This is a genomic window from Sphingobium wenxiniae, assembly GCF_007830065.1.
GTDB lineage: Bacteria > Pseudomonadota > Alphaproteobacteria > Sphingomonadales > Sphingomonadaceae > Sphingobium > Sphingobium wenxiniae.
Genome location: NZ_VLKK01000026.1, coordinates 1 through 18,374, shown reverse-complemented (window position 1 = coordinate 18,374; position 18,374 = coordinate 1). Strand labels below are relative to the sequence as shown.

At 61.5% G+C, this 18,374-nt stretch carries 16 protein-coding genes and 1 pseudogene; 5 read left to right on the top strand and 12 right to left on the bottom strand.

Features of this window, described 5'->3' with window-relative positions:
- Positions 1-41: 41 nt before the first annotated feature.
- Both IQ35_RS18685 and IQ35_RS18680 read right to left on the bottom strand, forming a co-directional pair.
- Positions 42-1,415: a DUF7986 domain-containing protein gene (locus tag IQ35_RS18685; RefSeq protein WP_046194048.1), complete on the bottom strand. Its 1,374-nt coding sequence runs from the start codon at positions 1,413-1,415 to the stop codon at positions 42-44.
- Positions 1,416-1,985: a recombinase family protein gene (locus IQ35_RS18680; protein WP_017501669.1), complete on the bottom strand. Its 570-nt coding sequence runs from the start codon at positions 1,983-1,985 to the stop codon at positions 1,416-1,418. It lies immediately after the preceding gene.
- A gap of 140 nt (positions 1,986-2,125) precedes the next feature.
- Here IQ35_RS18680 and IQ35_RS18675 point away from each other — a divergent pair, with 140 nt between their 5' ends.
- Positions 2,126-5,095, top strand: a complete 2,970-nt coding sequence (locus tag IQ35_RS18675) for a Tn3 family transposase (RefSeq protein ID WP_070936429.1) — start codon at positions 2,126-2,128, stop codon at positions 5,093-5,095.
- Between the two features lie 88 nt (positions 5,096-5,183).
- Positions 5,184-5,515, top strand: a pseudogene (locus IQ35_RS21615) (transposase); the annotation flags it as partial.
- A 144-nt stretch (positions 5,516-5,659) separates the two neighbouring features.
- On the opposite strand, the gene IQ35_RS18665 reads toward IQ35_RS21615, so the two are convergent.
- The 8 genes from IQ35_RS18665 to IQ35_RS18630 all read right to left on the bottom strand — a co-directional run bounded on the left by IQ35_RS18665 (position 5,660) and on the right by IQ35_RS18630 (position 13,516).
- Complete coding sequence (locus IQ35_RS18665; RefSeq protein ID WP_234832057.1) at positions 5,660-6,463, bottom strand: 2-keto-4-pentenoate hydratase; 804 nt, start codon at positions 6,461-6,463, stop codon at positions 5,660-5,662.
- Entirely contained in the window at positions 6,460-7,308 is an 849-nt protein-coding gene (gene hcaB / locus IQ35_RS18660) for a 3-(cis-5,6-dihydroxycyclohexa-1,3-dien-1-yl)propanoate dehydrogenase (protein WP_164546184.1), read from the bottom strand. Before hcaB ends, IQ35_RS18665 begins: the two co-directional genes overlap by 4 nt.
- Before the next feature lie 3 nt (positions 7,309-7,311).
- The gene (locus IQ35_RS18655; protein ID WP_070936426.1) at positions 7,312-8,538 is read right to left on the bottom strand and encodes an NAD(P)/FAD-dependent oxidoreductase; all 1,227 of its coding nucleotides are present in this window, start codon (positions 8,536-8,538) and stop codon (positions 7,312-7,314) included.
- A complete protein-coding gene (locus IQ35_RS18650; RefSeq protein WP_070936424.1) occupies positions 8,535-8,858 on the bottom strand; it encodes a bifunctional 3-phenylpropionate/cinnamic acid dioxygenase ferredoxin subunit in 324 nt (107 codons plus the stop codon). The genes IQ35_RS18655 and IQ35_RS18650 overlap by 4 nt, the downstream gene beginning before the upstream one ends.
- A gap of 7 nt (positions 8,859-8,865) precedes the next feature.
- Positions 8,866-9,417 carry an aromatic-ring-hydroxylating dioxygenase subunit beta gene (locus IQ35_RS18645; RefSeq protein WP_070936421.1) on the bottom strand — a complete coding sequence of 184 codons (552 nt, stop codon included), beginning with the start codon at positions 9,415-9,417 and terminating at the stop codon, positions 8,866-8,868.
- A complete protein-coding gene (locus IQ35_RS18640) occupies positions 9,404-10,783 on the bottom strand; it encodes an aromatic ring-hydroxylating oxygenase subunit alpha (RefSeq protein ID WP_070936417.1) in 1,380 nt (459 codons plus the stop codon). Before IQ35_RS18640 ends, IQ35_RS18645 begins: the two co-directional genes overlap by 14 nt.
- 218 nt (positions 10,784-11,001) lie before the next feature.
- Entirely contained in the window at positions 11,002-12,825 is a 1,824-nt protein-coding gene (locus IQ35_RS18635; protein ID WP_084653601.1) for a sigma-54-dependent Fis family transcriptional regulator, read from the bottom strand.
- A 7-nt stretch (positions 12,826-12,832) separates the two neighbouring features.
- Positions 12,833-13,516 carry a GntR family transcriptional regulator gene (locus tag IQ35_RS18630; RefSeq protein ID WP_070936414.1) on the bottom strand — a complete coding sequence of 228 codons (684 nt, stop codon included), beginning with the start codon at positions 13,514-13,516 and terminating at the stop codon, positions 12,833-12,835.
- Between the two features lie 152 nt (positions 13,517-13,668).
- Here IQ35_RS18630 and IQ35_RS18625 point away from each other — a divergent pair, with 152 nt between their 5' ends.
- Both IQ35_RS18625 and IQ35_RS18620 read left to right on the top strand, forming a co-directional pair.
- Entirely contained in the window at positions 13,669-14,496 is an 828-nt protein-coding gene (locus tag IQ35_RS18625; RefSeq protein WP_070936444.1) for an alpha/beta fold hydrolase, read from the top strand.
- A gap of 274 nt (positions 14,497-14,770) precedes the next feature.
- Complete coding sequence (locus IQ35_RS18620; protein WP_070936413.1) at positions 14,771-14,974, top strand: hypothetical protein; 204 nt, start codon at positions 14,771-14,773, stop codon at positions 14,972-14,974.
- A gap of 240 nt (positions 14,975-15,214) precedes the next feature.
- Here IQ35_RS18620 and IQ35_RS18615 read toward each other — a convergent pair whose 3' ends face one another.
- Both IQ35_RS18615 and IQ35_RS18610 read right to left on the bottom strand, forming a co-directional pair.
- Positions 15,215-16,960: an FAD-dependent monooxygenase gene (locus IQ35_RS18615; RefSeq protein WP_199739988.1), complete on the bottom strand. Its 1,746-nt coding sequence runs from the start codon at positions 16,958-16,960 to the stop codon at positions 15,215-15,217.
- 64 nt (positions 16,961-17,024) lie between these two features.
- Positions 17,025-17,903, bottom strand: a complete 879-nt coding sequence (locus tag IQ35_RS18610; protein WP_184205033.1) for a VOC family protein — start codon at positions 17,901-17,903, stop codon at positions 17,025-17,027.
- Between the two features lie 177 nt (positions 17,904-18,080).
- Between IQ35_RS18610 and IQ35_RS18600 the strand changes: the two genes are divergently transcribed.
- Positions 18,081-18,374 (top strand): IS6 family transposase (locus IQ35_RS18600; protein WP_119593042.1); only part of this gene is annotated, 294 nt, incomplete at its 3' end.

Sequence of the window (18,374 nt, the reverse complement as noted above, 5' to 3'; positions counted from 1 at the left end):
CGCTAAACCCGAACAATACCAGAACGGCGATGTGAGGGCGGTCAACGGCGGAAGTCAATCAGCCCCAGCTCTTGCCACATCCACGTAAAATCATAGGTGGCCATTGGCTCGCCAGTCCCGGATTTTGCCGCACCATTCTCTATATATTTTAGCCAGTCGGCAACTTTCGCCCGGCCTGCCTTTGTACGGGCCAAAGCCCGCGGTGTCTTGTTGCCGAGGGCGGGCACCGCTTCATCAAGCGTTTTGGTATATTCGCGTGTCAGCATCTCATGAACGATGCGCTCCCTTTCGTCCGACGGGATATCGAGCGGCTCTTCCTGCGGAGCGCGGGCGGCGTCATCGGCCATGAACTGGGCCATAGTCCGAATTTCGGTCATAGGTGTGCTCACGCAATCACCGAGCCATTCGCGCATATGCGTGATCGCTTGCTCCGCGCGGGCGGCGCTATTGACCTCAACGATCAGTTTGCGACCCACCAGTTCGACATTGGCAAAAACAGGTGTGCCGTCCTCCATGGTTGTCACAAAAGCCTGCCCGCCTTTGGTCGTTCGTGGTTTCCTGTTCTTCGTCACTGGCGCCAGCCAGTTCCAGAACGTATCGCTCGCAGGTTCCAGCCATTGCGCCGCGTTCAGCCTGCGAACCACGCTCTTGCCGATCACGCCCTTCGCCAGGGGGAACACGATACGGTGGAACACAAGATCATCGCCATCGGCATTGACCATTTCCGGCACGCTGCCGGACATGGCCTTGCCCAGACAATCAAGCAGCCAGATATTGGTGAAAATCGGACCTGACGCTTTTAGGAGGCCTTCCCTTTCGGGAGGGGACAGTCGGTCAGTACCTGGCCCATCGTCTTCAAGTTGGGAAAAGGCCTCGATCACTCGCCCGGCGCCGTCCGGGCTGAACGGTAATAAGGCGCCGGAAATCCCATGGCGGCCATTCACCTCGATGACCCGTGCGGCGATCTTGTCCCAGTTAACAAGGGTCTGCGTTGCGCTATGTTCGCGCACCGTGACCGGCGCAATATCGCGCAGAAGATCCCGCAAGGTCATCGACTGCCCGGGGACGACCTCGCTAACCTCATAGAGCGACATCACCGTATCGCGCAGTGCGCGCATGTAAGCCTTGTTCGGCGCTTTCTCGTTCCAGCCCCGGCGCTTGAGATACTCATCGACGAGATTGAGGCCTTCAGGCTCGAGTTCCTGTGTGAGCAAGTCTTCGAAAGCACAGCCCCACAGCTGCGCCTCCCAATGATCGCCGATGATGTCGAATATATCATCAGGCTCAAGATCCATCGCATCGCAGGCCGGGCCAAGATGCGCGACGAGCATCTCGTCCATCATCTCGTCCCAGGGCGCACGGCCCAAGTACTTCATCAATCCGGAAAGATCGTGAGCGGATTTCGGTCTGGACATTCAGGCAGGCCTTTCCACGCCAAGGCGGCGCATTTCGCGATAGATAGTCGATCGGCCGATGCCGAGTTGCCGCGCCGCTTCGGTCGGCGAGATACGGGCTTCAACCAGTTTGATCGCGGCATCCACCTTGGACATGTCGAGCGGCTGACGGCCAGGCTGCTTGCCCTTGGCGCGTGCGGCAGCGATGCCGTCCCTGGTCCGCTCGGAAATCAGCCGTCGCTCGAAATGGGCAATGGCCCCGAACACATGGAAGATGAGTTCGCCGGCGGCCGACGATGTGTCGATCTTTTCCTCAAGACTCAGAAGAGCGATGCCCTGGCCGCGTAGCGTCTCGACCGTGGCGAGCAATTCGGCCAACGAGCGCCCGAGCCGATCGAGGCGGACCACCGCTAGGGTATCACCCTTACGCGCATAGGCGATCAGTTCGGCCAGACCGGGCCGCTCCATGCTCTTGCCCGACATGACGTCGGTAAACACCTTGATGGCGCCGGCCTTCTCCAGTCGCATGGTTTGGCCCGAAACATCCTGATCGCCGGTGCTGACGCGGGCATAGCCCAGAATATCGCCCATGCCGTGCGTCTCCCCAACGGTCGTTCTGTGGACGCTATGGAGGACAGCCGCTTCGCCCCATCGACATCCGTCCACATACTATGTCTCTTTACTCATGGTTGTCCATAGGCGCAGATGACCTTTTGTGGACGGGAACCGGCATGACGAAGCGCAAGCATCAACTCCTGACCGAGCGCGAGCGCGATCAGATCCTCGCCATCCCGACCGATCGCGACCGCCTGGCACGGCTCTACACCTTCGAACCTTCGGATATCGAGATCATCGGCGCGCGACGGGAGCGACGGAACCAGTTGGGCGTGGCGCTGCAACTCGCGCTCCTGCGGCACCCGGGTATCACGCTTGCGCAGTTGATACAGGACAGGGGAGCAATACCCCATGATCTCGCCGCTTTCGTCGCGGAGCAACTTGGTCTGCACGTAACCGACCTGGCCAACTATGCGGCGCGGGATCAGACAATGACGGATCATGCCCGTGAGTTGGCGGTGCGCTTGGGCCTTCGGGGGGCGACCCGTGCGGATATTCCCTTCATGATCGAAGCGGCCGCGAAAGCGGCATGGGCGACCGACAAGGGGATGACGATTGCGATGGGCGTGGTCACCGCCCTGCGCGAGGCCCGGATTTTGCTGCCGTCCATCTCCACCATCGAACGCACCAGCAGCGCGGGACGCGCGCGTGCGCGCAAGCAAGCTGCCTATGCTCTGATCGCCGATCTCAGCACCGAACAGGTCAACGCCCTCGATCAGCTCTTCGACGACGCCGGCGGCACGAGCCAACTCGCTTTGCTCAAGACCATTCCCATTGCGGCTAAGCCCGATCACATCCGCCAGATCCTCGACCGCCTGCGGCAAGTGCGGAAGATCGGCATTTCTCCGGACGTGGCTGGCCGCATCCATGCGGACCGCTTTCGGCAATATGTCAGGGAAGGCCGCGCTTCTCCTGCCTATATGATTGAGCGGTATATCCCCTCCCGCCGACGCGCCACACTTGTCGCTTTCCTGCTCGATCTTGAAGAACGACTGACCGACAACGCCCTGGAAATGGCGGACAAGCTGATCGGCAGCATCTTCACCCGCGCGAAAAACGCTCAGGCACGCAGCTATGCCACCACGTCGAAGAACGTGGCGCGGCTGATGCTGATCTTTGGCAGGACGATCGACGCGCTGACCGATGCGGTCGATACCGGCGAAGACCCGATGGAGGTCCTGGACGCCTCGGTAGGATGGCACACCCTCCTGAAGGCCAGACCGGAAGTGGCGACGATCGCGGAAACCGCCAATCTTGATCCGCTGACGATCGCGGCCGACCGCTATGCGACGTTGCGCAAGTTCGCCCCTGATCTGCTTGAAGCGCTGCAGTTCAGGGCCGGAAAGGGCAGCGCGAAAACGATCGCCGCCATTGAGATACTGCGCGACGTCAACAGGTCGGGCAAGCGCGATGTGCCTACCGACGCTCCGATGCCCTTCCGCAAGGAATGGCGGAAAATCGTCGTGGGCGACGACGGCAAGATCAATCGACGGCTCTGGGAGATCGCGACGATCGCGCATCTGCGCAACAAGCTCCGCTCCGGGGATGTCTGGGTGGAGCGATCGGCGGGATACCGCCGGTTCGACAGCTACCTGCTCAGCGAAGCAAAGGCGAAACCGGTCGTATCGGCTCTTGGCCTGCCCCCTACAGCCAGCGAATGGCTCGAACAGCGGGGGCGCGAACTGGACTGGCGGCTGAAGAAATTCGCCCAGCGCCTGAAGCGCGACGCTTTGGAGGGTGTGCGATACCGCGACGACCGCCTCCAGATATCCCCCGTTCGCACGATCGCAACGCCCGACGCCGAAGCGCTGGCCGACCGGCTCGATGCGATGATGCCACGCATCCGTATCACCGAACTGCTACATGAGGTGGCGCAGGAAACTGGCTTTCTTTCGGCGTTCACCAACCTGCGCACCGGCGAGCCATGTCCCAATGAAAATGCGCTGCTCGCCACCATCCTCGCCGACGCCACCAATCTCGGCCTGTCGCGCATGGCCGCCGCGAGCCAGGGAGTCACGCGCGATCAACTCCTGTGGACCCATGACGCCTATATCCGCGACGAGAGCTACCGCGCGGCGCTCGCCGTTCTCATCAACGCGCACCACCGCCTGCCATTCTCGCGGGTATGGGGCGACGGCACAACGTCCAGTTCCGATGGTCAGTTCTTCAGGGGCGCGAAGCGCGGCGCATCGGGCGGCGACATCAACGCCCGCTATGGCGTCGATCATGGCTTCAGCTTCTACACCCATGTTTCCGATCAGCGCGGGCCCTACCACGTCAATGTGATCTCGGCCGCCACGCATGAAGCGCCCTATGTCCTCGACGGCCTCACCAGCCATGGCACCGATCTCAGGATCGTCGAGCATTACACCGACACCGGCGGGGCGACCGACCATGTCTTCGCCCTGTGCGCGATGCTGGGATTTCGCTTCTGCCCGCGCCTGCGCGACTTTCCGGACAGGCGGCTTGCGCCGATCGCGCCGGTTTCGGCCTATCCGTCCATCGCCCCGTTGTTGGGCAAGCGTATCCGCACCGACATCATCAATGAACAATGGGACGACGTGCTGCGCCTCGTGGGGTCGATCAAGGCTGGCCACGTCGCGCCGTCGGTCATGCTGCGAAAGCTCGCCGCCTACGAACGGCAGAACCAGCTCGACGTCGCACTACAGGAGATCGGCAAGATCGAACGGACCCTGTTCATGCTGGACTGGCTTGAAAATCCCGATCTGCGCCGGCGATGCCATGCCGGCCTTAACAACAGCGAGCAGCGCCATGCCCTGACGCAAGCGATCTACACCTTCCGCCAGGGCCGCATCATCGACCGCAGCCATGAAGCTCAACAATATCGGGCATCAGGCCTCAACCTAGTCATCGCGGCGATCGTCTATTGGAACACGATCTACATGGCCGACGCCGCCCAGCATCTGCGATCGGCAGCGGCCCCGGTCCCCGATGATCTGCTTGTCCATACGTCGCCGGTTGGCTGGGAGCATATTGCCTTTTCCGGCGATTTCCTCTGGGATCGAGCCGCCGCTTCCGCTGGCCGCAAGGCCCTCAATCTTCCGCCGGACAGCCGCGCCGCCTAAGCGTTCCTCGGTTGTTCTCCCTTAGCGTTGTTTAGCGTACCTTCCACGCTATGCCCTCAAATGGATCCGGTCCGCGAACTCTCTACAGGTCACCGCCGTGCTGCCTGAGAACGCGAGAGGGAAGCCCCTTGAGATCTGGGTGCAGGATGAAGCCCGGGTGGGGCAACAGGGCACGCTCACCCGGCACTGGACCAAGAAGGGCACGCAACCGCAGGCGCCGTGAGACTGTCGCTAGAGCTGGGCCTACATCATCTTCGGCGCGGTGTGCCCGCCAACCTGACGCTGCTCTACCTGCCTCCCAACAGCCCCGAGCTCAGTTCGGCCGAGGGCATTTGGGTATATCTGCGCCAGAACTGGCTCGCGAACTCGGTCCTCGGCAGCTACGACGCAATCGTCGAGGCGTACTGCATGGCCTGGAACCGCTTCCTCGACCAACCAGACGTCGTCCGATCTGTCACCTCAAGGGCGCGGATGACGATCAATGCCTAAAGCCGCTGATATGACGCCATACCGCCGCCCCGAAAGCCTGCCTCTTGCGAATGAATGGGAAAGGCCATGAGCCAGTCAAAGATCGTTGGTGTACCGGAACATCGCTGAGCCGAGCCCGGTGATGTGGGTCCGAACAACATCTCCCGGCGATATCGGCTTCATGGGGCCCAAGGCACCCGTCAGCACGATATCCCCGGCACGCAGAGTTTCGCCGAAGCTCGACAGGGTGCGTACGAGCCATGCTGCCGCGGCGAGCGGATGGCCCAGGCAATTGGCGCCCACTCCGGTCGATACTTCGTGGCCGTTGACCTCCAGCACCATCGCGCACGTCGCCAAATCGAAGTCTCCGAGGCGAATCGGCTCGGACCCGACAACGAAGAAACCTGAGGAGGCATTGTCCGCTACGGTGTCGAAGAAGCTGATCTTCCAATCTGCTATGCGGCTGTCGACGATCTCGATCGCGGGAAGTGCATAAGCGGTGGCGGCAAGAACGTCATCGAGGGTGGCCTCCGGATTATCGAGGTCGCGCGCCATGACGAGAGCCACCTCGGCCTCGGCACGCGGCTGGAGCACTTGGGAAGCAAGCAACTCGCCTCCGTCCTCGATCGCCATGTCGGCAAACAGGACGCCGAAATCGGGCTGATCCACGCCGAGTTGGCGTTGGACCGCCTCCGACGTCAGGCCGATCTTGCGGCCGATGATCCGACGCCCCTGCTCCACCCAGATGCGTGTGTTCGTCGACTGTACTGCATAGGCGCTGTCGACGTCCGTCAAGCCAGTTCGAGCTGACAGCGGCGGAATCGGGCCAGATCGATAGGCACGACGCAACTCGCCCGCCAGATCCTGGTACAGTTCGTCCATATTTTCATTCTTGGTCACGAAAAGGATTCCTGCTGCACCGCGAGATGGTCGGCAAGATCGGTCCCCCCGGCTGGCTGCGTCAAGCCGCGGATGCCGATCCCGCCATCATAGTTCAACAATGCCCCGGTTGCCGGGACGATATCCCCACGGCTCGCAAAGAAGACATAAGCGCCGGTATATTCGGCGGCCGTGGGAACGCGCCCGATGGGCAGCGAAGGCCCCGCCATCCCAGCAAGGTCGAGGCTCGCGATGGATTTCTCCGCAAGGCCAAGGGTGGCCGGGCCTCGCAGATCCGTGCCGATCGCGCCTGGTGCCACGCCATTAACTCGCACATGGGGCGCAAGCTCATACGCAAGCTGACGAACGAGACCGACCACCGCATGCTTGGTGGCGGTGTAGAGCGGACCTCCGCCGGCAGGATAGAATCCGGAATTGGATATTGTCATCACGATGCTGCCGCGGGTTTTGACAAGTGCCGGGAGAGCAGCCTTCGCAGATAGGATGTAGCCTTTGACATTGACCTGGAACATCTCATCGAAGGCGGCATCAATGCTTTGCGGCGGCAGGTCAACAAGAGGAACCGCATAATCCCAGATGCCGGCGTTCGCAATCAGACAATCCAAGCGTCCGAAATGGGCCACGCACATCCGCACCGCATTTTCTTGATCGGCCAGTACGCGCACGTCGCCTGTCACGCCCAGGATCCGCGAACCATGCTCGTCTGCCAATGCCGCCAAGCGGTCGGCCGAGCGATCGAGCACGACCACCTTGGCACCCTCGGCAACGAAGCGGTCCACGATCGCCTTGCCCAGACCCGAAGCACCGCCCGTGATGAGCACCACTTCCCCTTCAAGCCGCAGCATGCGTCATCCCCCCCTGGCTGCCATGCGCACCAGATCGCGCAGGCTGGTGTTCGGATCGGCAAGTGCCGTAGCGTCAATCCGCAGTTCCGCCTCAACGAGGCGGCGTGCAAAAGCGAAGCTGCCGGGCGCGGCGATGGCCACGCAGCCAACGACCCGCCCCTCCTGAAGCCGGAATGAGATCGCGCCTCGGCCGTCGGCATCATTGCGCAGGATTATCTCACCGGGGCTGGTGAATTGGCCGGCGGCCTGGATATGCCGTCCGGCGATCTCCGTCCATGCGAGCGGCAGTTGCGGCGTCGGGCGTGCAAAGCCGAGCATGGAGCGCGCTGCAACGGCCGCCTGCTCCTGCGTATTGAGATAGGTTTCCAACGATCGGGCCACCCCATTGCGGACGGGCCATGCGGCAGCATCCCCCGCCGCGAATATCCGCGGGGACGAGGTGGCGCCGGTCGCATCGACGATGATGCCATTTTGGCAGGGAAGCCCCGCCCGCCGGGCGAGTCCGACCTCCGGCTCCGCACCGATGCTGACGAGAACGATATCGGCGGGAAGGATCAGGCCATTGCTCAACTCGACGGCTTCGACCCGGTTGGGGCCGATCAAGCGGGACACGGCTGCGTCGGTTATCGTCGCCACCCCGACATCGTTGAGCCAGGTGCGGCATTGCCGACCAATCGACGGGCCGAGAGCGCGCGCCAAAAGTTCGTCCGAGGCTTCGACTATCGTGACGCTCAAGCCGAGCTTACGCGCCGTCGTCGCCACCTCACAGCCGATCAGGCCGCCGCCCACCACCACCATGGTCTCCGCCGAGCGCATTGCCGCGGCGAGTGAACGGCTGTCCGCCAGGTTGCGCAGGTAATGGACGCCATCCATCGACGGGCCGATTGGGAGCGTCCGCGCCTGCGCGCCCGTCGCGATCAGAATGCGGTCCGCCTGGAAGGCTGGACCGCGCTGGAAAGCGATCCAGCCTTCCGCCGCATCAATATCGACGACGGGGTTGGAGGGCAGCAGCTCGACCCCGGCCTCCTCGATCCAGCCGCTTTCAACCAATGGGAGGGGATGCTCCAGCTCGCCTGCCAGGACTGCTTTGGACAGAGACGGCCGGTCATAGGGCGCAACGCCTTCGTCGCCGATCAGCAGGATGCGCCCGTCATACCCCTCTGCCCGCAGCGTTTGTGCCGCACGCGTGCCGCCGAGCCCGGCGCCGATGATCGCGATCGCCCCGATCATGCCGCGACGGCGCCAGCCGAAAGGTCTACTAGAACATTGTTCCCCTCGATGCGCACCGGATAGAGCTTAAGCGGTTGTGTCGCCGGGGGGGCACAGACTTTGCCCGTCCTCAGGCAAAACTTCGCCATGTGGAGCGTGCATTCGACCATATCACCGTCGACATAGCCTTCAGCAAGCGACCAGTCGCCATGCGTGCATTTGTCCTGCACCGCCAGGAAGGTCCCGTCGACGTTGAAAAGTGCTACCGGCTCCTCATGCTCGATACGAAGCCCTTCCCCAACAGCAATGTCGGAAGTCATGCAGATGTGAGTAAATGCCATCGCTAGCTCAAATGAAGAAGCTGATGTTGTTTGCGAGGAGGGTTGCCTGATCGATCAGGAACGTCCTCGCCGCAATCTGGAAGCCCAGGGCATTGTCCGCACGGCGCAAGATGTCCCGTCTTTCCCCAGAGATGATATCGACCTGTCGCTCCAGACGACCCCGATAGACCAGAACTGCCGCGCTTACGACGAACGACATGTCGTCCGAACCCGGCTCGATCAGGACGTTGCTGACCAGATGCCGTGTCCGTGATGGCGGATCCTCCGACCAACTCGAGCTGGAGCGGAGCTTTCGTACACGCGCCTTCATCGTCTGCTTGTCGTCATCGAAATAGGCGCTCTCATGATCGTTCGAATATTCAAGCGACTGCTCCCGCCGCGAACGGTTCGTGCGCAGAGGCATGAAATAGCGAATGTCATCGGCAAGAAGATCAATCCACTCTTCGAAGCGGCGGTTGTCCAGAAGAGCCGCCTCGCGATAGAGGAACTGCTCGACTTCGTGCTGCAACTCGACGCCCACCCTTCCCGCGTCGACGCGCGTCTGCTTATTCGGCTGCATGTGCCACCTGCTTCGGGCTGAGGGTCGACCAGGTCGGCTCCGTCATCATGCGCAGCCAATGAGCGTAGAAGCCGCGCGCTGCATTCTCGGAAAAGACATAGCCGACACGCCCCGGAAAGCGGGGATCGCCCGCAAGGCTTTGGCCAAGTCCCATCTGCACGTTGAAGCGCGTCTTGCGCGCCTGATGTCCGCGAAGAACGCGCTGGATCTCGATCCAATTCTCGCCGTCATCTTGTTCAAAGATGCCAGCCGCCGAAAATGCGCGGAGGCAGCCGACGCGAATTTTCTCCTTCACGTCCTCGGGAGCGGCAGCATCGACGATCGTGAACGCCCATACCTCGATCTCGTTCGGACCGCGCGGGTGCCACACACGTACCGTATTGACACCAGGCAGGAACGACAGTGTCGGAAAGACCGTCATGTGCGAGCCGCTCATCTCACGCGCACGCAGAGGTCCCAGCCGCCGCTCGGCATCGGGCGCGGAATCGACACACCAGTAATGCGCGGCTTCGGGGCCGACGGTGCTGGCCATGATCTTTGGGCCGCCTGGGCCAAGAAAGAAACCGGCGCCGTGACCGCCCCATTCGGCGCGAAACTGCACCCCTTCCAGCCCGACTTTCACCTCGCTGGGCGGAACATCCTCGGGCGTCATCGCCAGCATGCCGGAAAGGTGGGAAACGGGGACGTGATACATGTCGCTGCAGAACTGCTCCGCAGCGAACTTCCAATTGCAGGGAATGACCCACTTATGGACACCGCCGATCATCTCGGTGCCACCTTCGGTACGATCGAGCATCGTATCCATGTAGAAGGTTGCCTCGCCTAGACAGTCCGTCAGACTCGGCGCATCCGCATCCCAATTGCCGAAGATGAGCCCCTTGTAGCTTTCCACCCGCGGCACGGCAGCGGGGGACCATTTACACTTGTCGATCGTACCATAGGCCTCCTGCTCCAACGGAACGTTGACCAGCTTTCCGGCGATGTCGTAGGCCCAGCCGTGATAGCTGCAGGTGAAGGATCGGGCATTTCCCCCGTCTGTACGGCAGATGCGCATGCCGCGGTGGCGGCATTGATTGAGAAAGGCTTTGACGCTGCCGTCCCGTTGTCGGGCGACGATCACCGGGTCCTCGCCCATATATGTGGTGAAATAATCACCCGCCTTCTTCAATTGGGATTCATGGGCGAGAAACAGCCAGGAACGACCGAATACCCGCTCCATCTCAAGATCATAAAGTTCTTGATCAGTGTAGATACGGGAGTCGACGGTGCCGTCGCCTTCGTCGATCAGCGCTCTGATATCCGCTTCGTGCCAGCTCTTCGGCTTTAGCGCGGCATCCTCCACGGCTTCAGTCTTTTGTCGGAACATTGATTACCCCACTCGTTGGCCAAGGGACGACGCCACTTGTTAAGCACGGAGCGTGCCAAACACGATCAGCAATGGCTTTGTGCATTGCGGGATGGCTTTGTGCATTGCGGGAGTGCCGCTCTCCCACTTAGATGAGGCGACGATTTTTGCAGCGCAACATTTATGCTAACCGCGGGAGGGAAAATATATTCACGTTTTGAAGAAACAGATTCATGAAATCATGACTTGGAAGCGAGCCTTTTCCTCACGCGATAATCCAGTTGTGGCCTCGTGAGACCGAGAAGCCCTGCCGCTCTCGATATATTTCCGTTGCTCCTTTCGACCGCTGCCTTGAGCAGCCTATCCTCAACGTCCGAGAGTGCTATCTTCCGGTCGAGAAGGTCCGCCAGAAGTGCATCGAGATCACGGGGCGCCGGTGGCTCGCCAGCCTCCGCTGGAGCGCTGGCCATCTTGTGAAACGACGACCTTTCGGGGCCGGCCAAATCCGGCCCGATGCCGTCATTGATCGTGAAGAGATGCGCGACATCGATCGGGCTGCCTTCGTCCGCGAGGATCAACCCGCGCTCGATCACATTCTCAAACTCTCTGATGTTGCCGGGCCAGGCATAATCGTAGATTGCTTGCAGTGCGGCGGGCGTAATGCCTACGATCTTCCGGTCGTGTCGGGCACAGAATTTGGCAAGGCAATGCTCCAGAAGAACGGGAATATCGTCCCGCCGCTCGCGCAAGGGCGGCACCATGATCGGAAATACGTTTATCCTGTAGAACAGGTCTTCGCGGAAACGTCCTTCCTTGATCGCAATCTGCAGGTTCTCGTTGGTTGCCGCGACCATCCGCACGTCGACTTTGTGCGTCGTGGTGCTCCCCAGACGTTCGATTTCGCCTGTCTGCAGGACGCGCAGGAGCTTGCCTTGCGCCGTCAGCGATAGGAGCCCGATCTCATCTAGGAAGAGCGTGCCCTTGTCGGCGACCTGGAAGCGACCTGGCCGAGTCTTGGTCGCGCCAGTAAAGGCGCCTTGCTCCACCCCGAACAATTCGGCCTCGAGAAGCTGCTCTGGTATGGCGGCGCAGTTCACCTCGACGAATGGCTCATGCGCTCGTCGGCTGGCACCATGCACCTCACGTGCGAGCAGGCTCTTGCCTACCCCGCTTTCGCCCAAGAGGAGCACGGTGGCGTCGGTTGGGGCAACGCGGTTGATCTTATGCATTGTCGTGATGAACGCCACAGAAGCGCCCACCGCGGCGGTCGACGAAGCCGGCACACCGAGCGTAGGTCGGGCGCGCGATGCCGCCTTGGCGCGGTCCGAAGCGCTCCCACGACTGCTGTTCGTCGAAATTGGGTGCGCGAGAAGATATCGAAGGTCCTGCTCGGGATCGTCCCAATGTTCGGCCGGCCGGGCAATACTACGGCATTGCGCATGCCCCATGGCTCGGCACTCGACCTCCCGAACCAAAATGCGTTTCCCCATGAACGCACTGGCGTAGCCTGAGGCATATCCGATCTCCATCCAGCAGGCCGGAAGGATACCAGTCCCATAGGCGTCGATGTGGATGTCGGCCTCGGGTGAATTGGTCCAGATGAATTCGCCCCAATGATGGCCGCTGGCTTGATCCATCTCGAAACGGACCGTCTCTATCGGTCCGAAACCTTCGAGCGCGAACACCTGCGGCCCGACCATGAAGGCCTGGGTTGGCTGGTCATCGGGACGCAACTCGCGCGCCATCGCCGCGTCCTTGGACCCCGCGAGATATCCCATGCGCGTGATAAGGCCGCGCGCGACGTCCATGCCGAGCGAAGCCACCAGTTCCTGGCGCAGCGCTCCGAACACATCCGAGTGCAGCAGAAGCATCCGGCGCCCGGCCAGCCAGATCGAACCATCCGAACTGTCGAAGTGCAGCTCACCCAGAATGTCACGGACCGGTGACCCGCCGCCTTTAAGGCTAATGAGATGGGGGGGCGCAGGCTGCTCGCTTCCCTGCGGCTCCCCTGTCTTGCCCGGGGCCAGGCCTTCCAGGCTGCCGCGATGGGGAGAGCGAAGCATGTGCCGCCTATTCCGCCGCAACGCCCATGACAGACCCGGCTTCACGCCGCTCGATCACCAATGCATGAAAGCTACGCAGATGATCCATCATCTCGAGTGATGCGGCTCGTGCATCACCACTGCGGATCGCCTCCGCAATCCGCACATGCCGTTTTGCGCAATGAACCATCTCGTCGCCGTCAGGTAGGAGCTCCTGATCCACGACCGTATGGATCAGGATGGTGCAGCGGGCGATCTGCTCGTCCATCGCGACATTGCCGACTGCGGCGGCGATCGCTGCATGAAATTCGCGATCCTGGACATGGAAGGCATCGCAGTTTCCTGCCTCCGCGGCGGCCAGGGAGGCTCGGGCGGCGGTGAGGATCCGGTCCTTCTGGGCGTTGTTTGCCCGTTCCGCGGCACAGACGGCAATATGGATCTCGAGCGCTTCGCGGATCTCCATTGTGGCCCGAAGTGCCTCGGCCGACAACAGGACGACTCGATACCCCCGCTTGCCGCTCGGTTCGACGAGGCCTTGCTGGCGCAGCCGCAGCAGAGCCTCGCGGACGGGAGTCTTGGAGACATTCAGCTTTTCGGCCAGGGCTTGTTCCGTGATCTGTGTGCCAGGTGCCAGGTTATGTTCGACGATCGCATCAAAGATCCGATGATACACGACATCCCCGATCGCCGGCGCACTTTGAACCGAATCCATCGACACTCCCATCCTTAATTGATCCAGACCGCTGCACGCGGCCGCACAAGATCCCTCTCCTGTCAGCTCAGGTCAATTCACTTGACGGCCTGCTGTATCATATCTCATATCTCGTATCCCAAGCACAATATGTAACAATGGAAGGATATGCGGTGACCGGTGTGGAATTGCCGAGGAACTCCGTCAGAACCGGAGACTACAACACCAATTTCATCGAGGCGGGGAAGGGCGAGCCGCTCATCCTGATCCACGGTGGAGGCGCGGGTGCCGACGCGCGCGGCAACTGGAAGGGATCGCTGCCACTGTTCGCCGAGTCGGGCTTTCGGGTAATCGCCTATGATATGGTCGGCTTCGGCGATTCGGATGCGCCCGATCCGGCGAATTTTACCTATGATCAGGACGCGCGGATCACGCAGCTCATCGCCTTTCTCGACGCGCTCGGCCTCGAGCGGGCGAACATCGTCGGGAACTCAATGGGCGGCGCGACTGCGCTCGGTGTGGCGATGCGCCGTCCCGAGCGGCTCAAGAAGCTGGTGCTGATGGGCAGCGCCGGCCTCAGCCACCAGACGACAGGGGCGTTGTCGGCCATTCTAAACTACGACTTCACCGTGCCGGGCATGCAGCGCGTGATCGAGGCCTTGACCCATTCGGATTATTCGCCGCCTCCCGAGTTCGTCGCCTATCGTCACGCCCTTTCGGTTCGGCCGAACGTGCAGGCAGCCTACAAGGCGATCATGGGAACCATCAAAGCGGCCGGCGGCCTCTTCTATCCGGAGGAAGATGTGGCCCGCGTCAAGGTTGAGACTTTGGTCGTCAACGGCAAGGACGATAAGGTCGTGCCGATGAGCGAGGGATACCGCTTCCTTGAACTGCTGGAAAATTCGACGGGCTGCTTCCTACCCCGCTGCGGCCATTGGGCGATGATCGAGCATCCTCAGCTCTTCGCCGAGATAACGTCGTTCTTCCTTAAACGCTCCTGATCTCGAGGCGAACGGCAGCCAAGCAAGCTGCCTATATCCAGATAGCCGGGGCGACGCCGTCGTCCCGGCAACATGATCCTCGCACGGCCTCCGTTGAGGCGCACAGCACGCTTGAATGCTTTCCGTTATTGGGTGCCGGGTTGTGGGGCTTCCGGTATTAGAGCGGCTACCACTCAGGTGGCACCACTTCGAGACCTTATAGGCACTCCACTGAGGCTGCAGCCGGCATTCCAGCAGCTTGAAGTCGTAGAGTTTACGAGGAGAGAGAACGGACATGCCGCGAGACACTGTCGTGATCAGTGCCGACGAGTTTGAGAACCTCAAACGCCGCCTTCCTGCGGCGACCTCTGCAGGGCTGTTCGAGACATATCGGATCAGCGAAAGCACCTGGCGAAAGCTGCGCCAGGGCAAGCCCGTGGCACGCGACACCCTCAGCCGGATCTTTGATCGGTATGAGCAGCTGTCGGACTGCAGGTAACCCCGTCTCTCGCCGAGATCGCGGCGGTTCGACCCGAGTGGAAACCGGTTTAGCCGATCGGCTCGGGGTTCATGCTTCTATCCGTGATCGGCGCGGACGTCGTCACATGGCGGTCGGAAGATCAGGGCAGCCGATCTCGAAAACGACGTTGATCGCCAAAGCGGTTGGCGACTTGACCCTGACCAGCCTCCCCTTGCCGGTCTCCCTGAGGGACCACTACGTAGCTGACGATCGGCACCGCTAAAGTCGGAGCAGCTCCGCCATTACCGCTGGCAGCTTCGACGCCTGGTCCGCCGTCGCTGCCCTCCAAGCGACATGAGCGTCCGGCCGCACGAGCACCGCGCCGTTGTCGCTTACCTCCCTGACGGCGCGCCACTGGAGCAATGGGTCGCGGAGCATGCCATGGCTCGTGCCGATCTCGTGCACCGTGATCTGCACGCCGGTGCGCTCCCTCGCCTGCTCGGCCGCCGCACGCCAAGGTGCCCCACCCCCGGGGCCAGTGAGCAGAACGAAGCGGCCATGGCCCACGACGTCGAGGGTGGATACGGTGCGCCGTCCAAGCTCGATCCACGCGTGCGGCAGGCGCGCGCCCGGCCATGTGGTCGCCTGGTAGCAGATATCGCTTGGCCCCGGAGGTATCGGCTCGGGCGTACCGTCATCAACCCTGGCGCCCACACGATATCGATAGCCAAGTTCGACCCCAATTGCATTGAAGCCGAAGTCCTGAAGCTTTACCGCCTCATCCAACGCCGCCCGACGCGCCCTCGCCTCTTCAGTATCGTCGCTGAGGGTTAAAACCCGCTCCCAACGATCCTCTGTGCTTTGGCCCGGAACGATCCCGATCGCCGCAGGAATGGCGCCCATCTCAAACAGGGTGCGATTGGCACGCTCCACGATCTGGCGGCCGATCGGTGCTCGCTCGGCACTATAAGTATCGAGGAGCGAGGAGCCGGCCTTGCCGTCCAGCACGAACTTGAGCTTCCATGCGAGGTTGAAGGCATCGGCGATGGACGTATTCTGGCCGAGGCCGTTGGTCGGAGGGTGCCGATGCACCGCGTCCCCCATGCAGAGCACCCGTCCCTGCCTGTATTCAGGGGCATAGAGACGGTTCACGCTCCATACCGATGCATCGATGATCTCGAACGGCGTCGTGCGATCGCCGATCGCTGCCCGAACCCGCGTTTCCAGCACGCTGCGGTCTTTGGGGTCGAAGGGACGGGCCGGATCTATCACCCAGCTTACGATCCACTCGTTCCATGGCTTCACGCAGATAAAGCTGCCGCCTTCCTCCGGCGCCGTGGTGAAATCGACGCGCCAGTACAGAACGCCGGGGCGGTGCTCGACATAGCGGCTGAGATCGGCCCGGATCCAGGTGAAGCAGATTTGGCCTAGTCCGCCCTCGCCCTCCAGCGCAAGGCCAGCCTGCTCCATCACCCGGCTGCGCGCGCCGTCGGCGCCAATCAAGTAATCGCACCGTATGGTATAGCTGCGCCCCGATGCACGATGCGTGACGTGTGCGGTGACGCCATCCTCATCCTGCTCGAAGCGCATGAACTCATGCCCAAACCGGATATCGCCGACGCCGGCGGCCTCGATCGCTTCCACCAGCATCGGCTCCAGCTCGTGCTGCGGGAGGTTGCAGATCAGCGAGGGACTAGCCTTGCGATAGGCGGACAGCTGCTCCTCCCCGCCGCCCCATGCCGGCGTGCGGACCACTTCCTCGCCAGCCATGCTCATGAACCACACGTTGTTCGCCATGAGTTCATTGGGGATCGCGTGCGCCAAGATGCGATCCTCCAAACCCAGAGCCCGCATGATCTCGAGGGTGCGCTGATTGACGATATGGGCGCGTGGCGTATGTGCCGTCGTCGGGTACCGATTCAGAACGATATGAGGCACGCCCATGCGCGAGAGCGCCAACGCGGTCGTCAGGCCCGCAGGGCCGCTGCCCACGATGAGGACGGGCGTATAGATATCTTCTTTCACGCGATTGCTAGGCACAACAGAATCCGCAGTTATCTGGTCAGGAACGGAGAGAGGCTGGAATAGATCAGGTCTCGATAGGTGAATGGTGACCCCAAACGCTAGTCGTATCGTATCTCACCACATTCCAATTGTGATCGATCTCTCGCGCACCCCAGCCATACTCGACTGCCGCACCGGAGGGCGTGAAGGCGTAGAACGAAACCATATGATCGTTGCTGTGCCGACCGATGCTCGCGCGTATCCGCGTGCCAGCCTTCAACGCCCGATCATATGCAAGGCCCATGTCGTCGATCGAGGCAACTTGGATCATGAAGTGGTCGAGCTTCCGTGGACTTGCCATCCCTGCCAAGGCGATCGTGTGATGCCTTGGATTGCAATTCATGAACAACAGCTCGACGATTCCACCCGGCGTCGTCATGTCTATGACGTCCGTTAGCCTTAGGCCGAGCGCACGTTCATAGAAATCAAGCGACTTAGCCACATCCGGGACAAGGAGCACGACATGTCCCAGGCCTTGCTCGGCGGTCATGAAACCGCTGACGCCTGCAGGCGAGCAGAACGGCTGTTCGAACACCTCGGTCGCCCCGTAGAACAGCTCGATCCGCAGCCCGATCGGATCTTCGAAATGAAACAGGTCCAGGACCCCGCGCTGGCGCCGGAGCTCCATACTGCCCGGGTTTGTCGTCACCCCACAGGCCTCGATCCGCTTCCGCATCGCATCGAGCTCCTCGCGGCCGGCGACTTCGAAGCCGATATAGGTGAGATCGTTGCTGTCTCCCTTGTCGACGGCGATTCGCCAAGCGCGTGAGTCGAGCCGAAATCTGATTGTTCCGGCATCATCAGACGGGACCTTCATCAGGCCCAGGACGTCGGTTGCGAAGCTCTGCCAGGCGTCGAGGTCCTCAGCTTCTAGGCCGATGTAGGAAAGAGCTCGTATACACATAGTTTATTGCCCTACAATTCTGACGTGCGCATTTCAGAAGTTCATCTCAGCGCGCACACCAAATGTCCGTGGCGCTCCAATATTCGCACCAACAACCCCCGGTGCAAACGGATTCTGGCTCTGTTGCAAAAATCGTGAAGCTTGAGCATGCTTGGCGGAGATTGGACGGATGGAGCGATGACGGATTTCAAGTGGCGCCATTTCCAGGGTGATGTGATCCTGTGGGCGGTGCGCTGGTATTGTCGCTATCCGATCAGCTATCGCGACCTTGAGGAAATGCTGGCGGAACGCGGCATTTCGGTCGACCATACGACGATCTATCGCTGGGTCCAGTGCTACGCCCCGGAGATGGAGAAGCGGCTGCGCTGGTTCTGGCGGCGTGGCTTTGATCCGAGCTGGCGCCTGGATGAAACCTACGTCAAGGTGCGGGGCAAGTGGACCTACCTGTACCGGGCAGTCGACAAGCGGGGC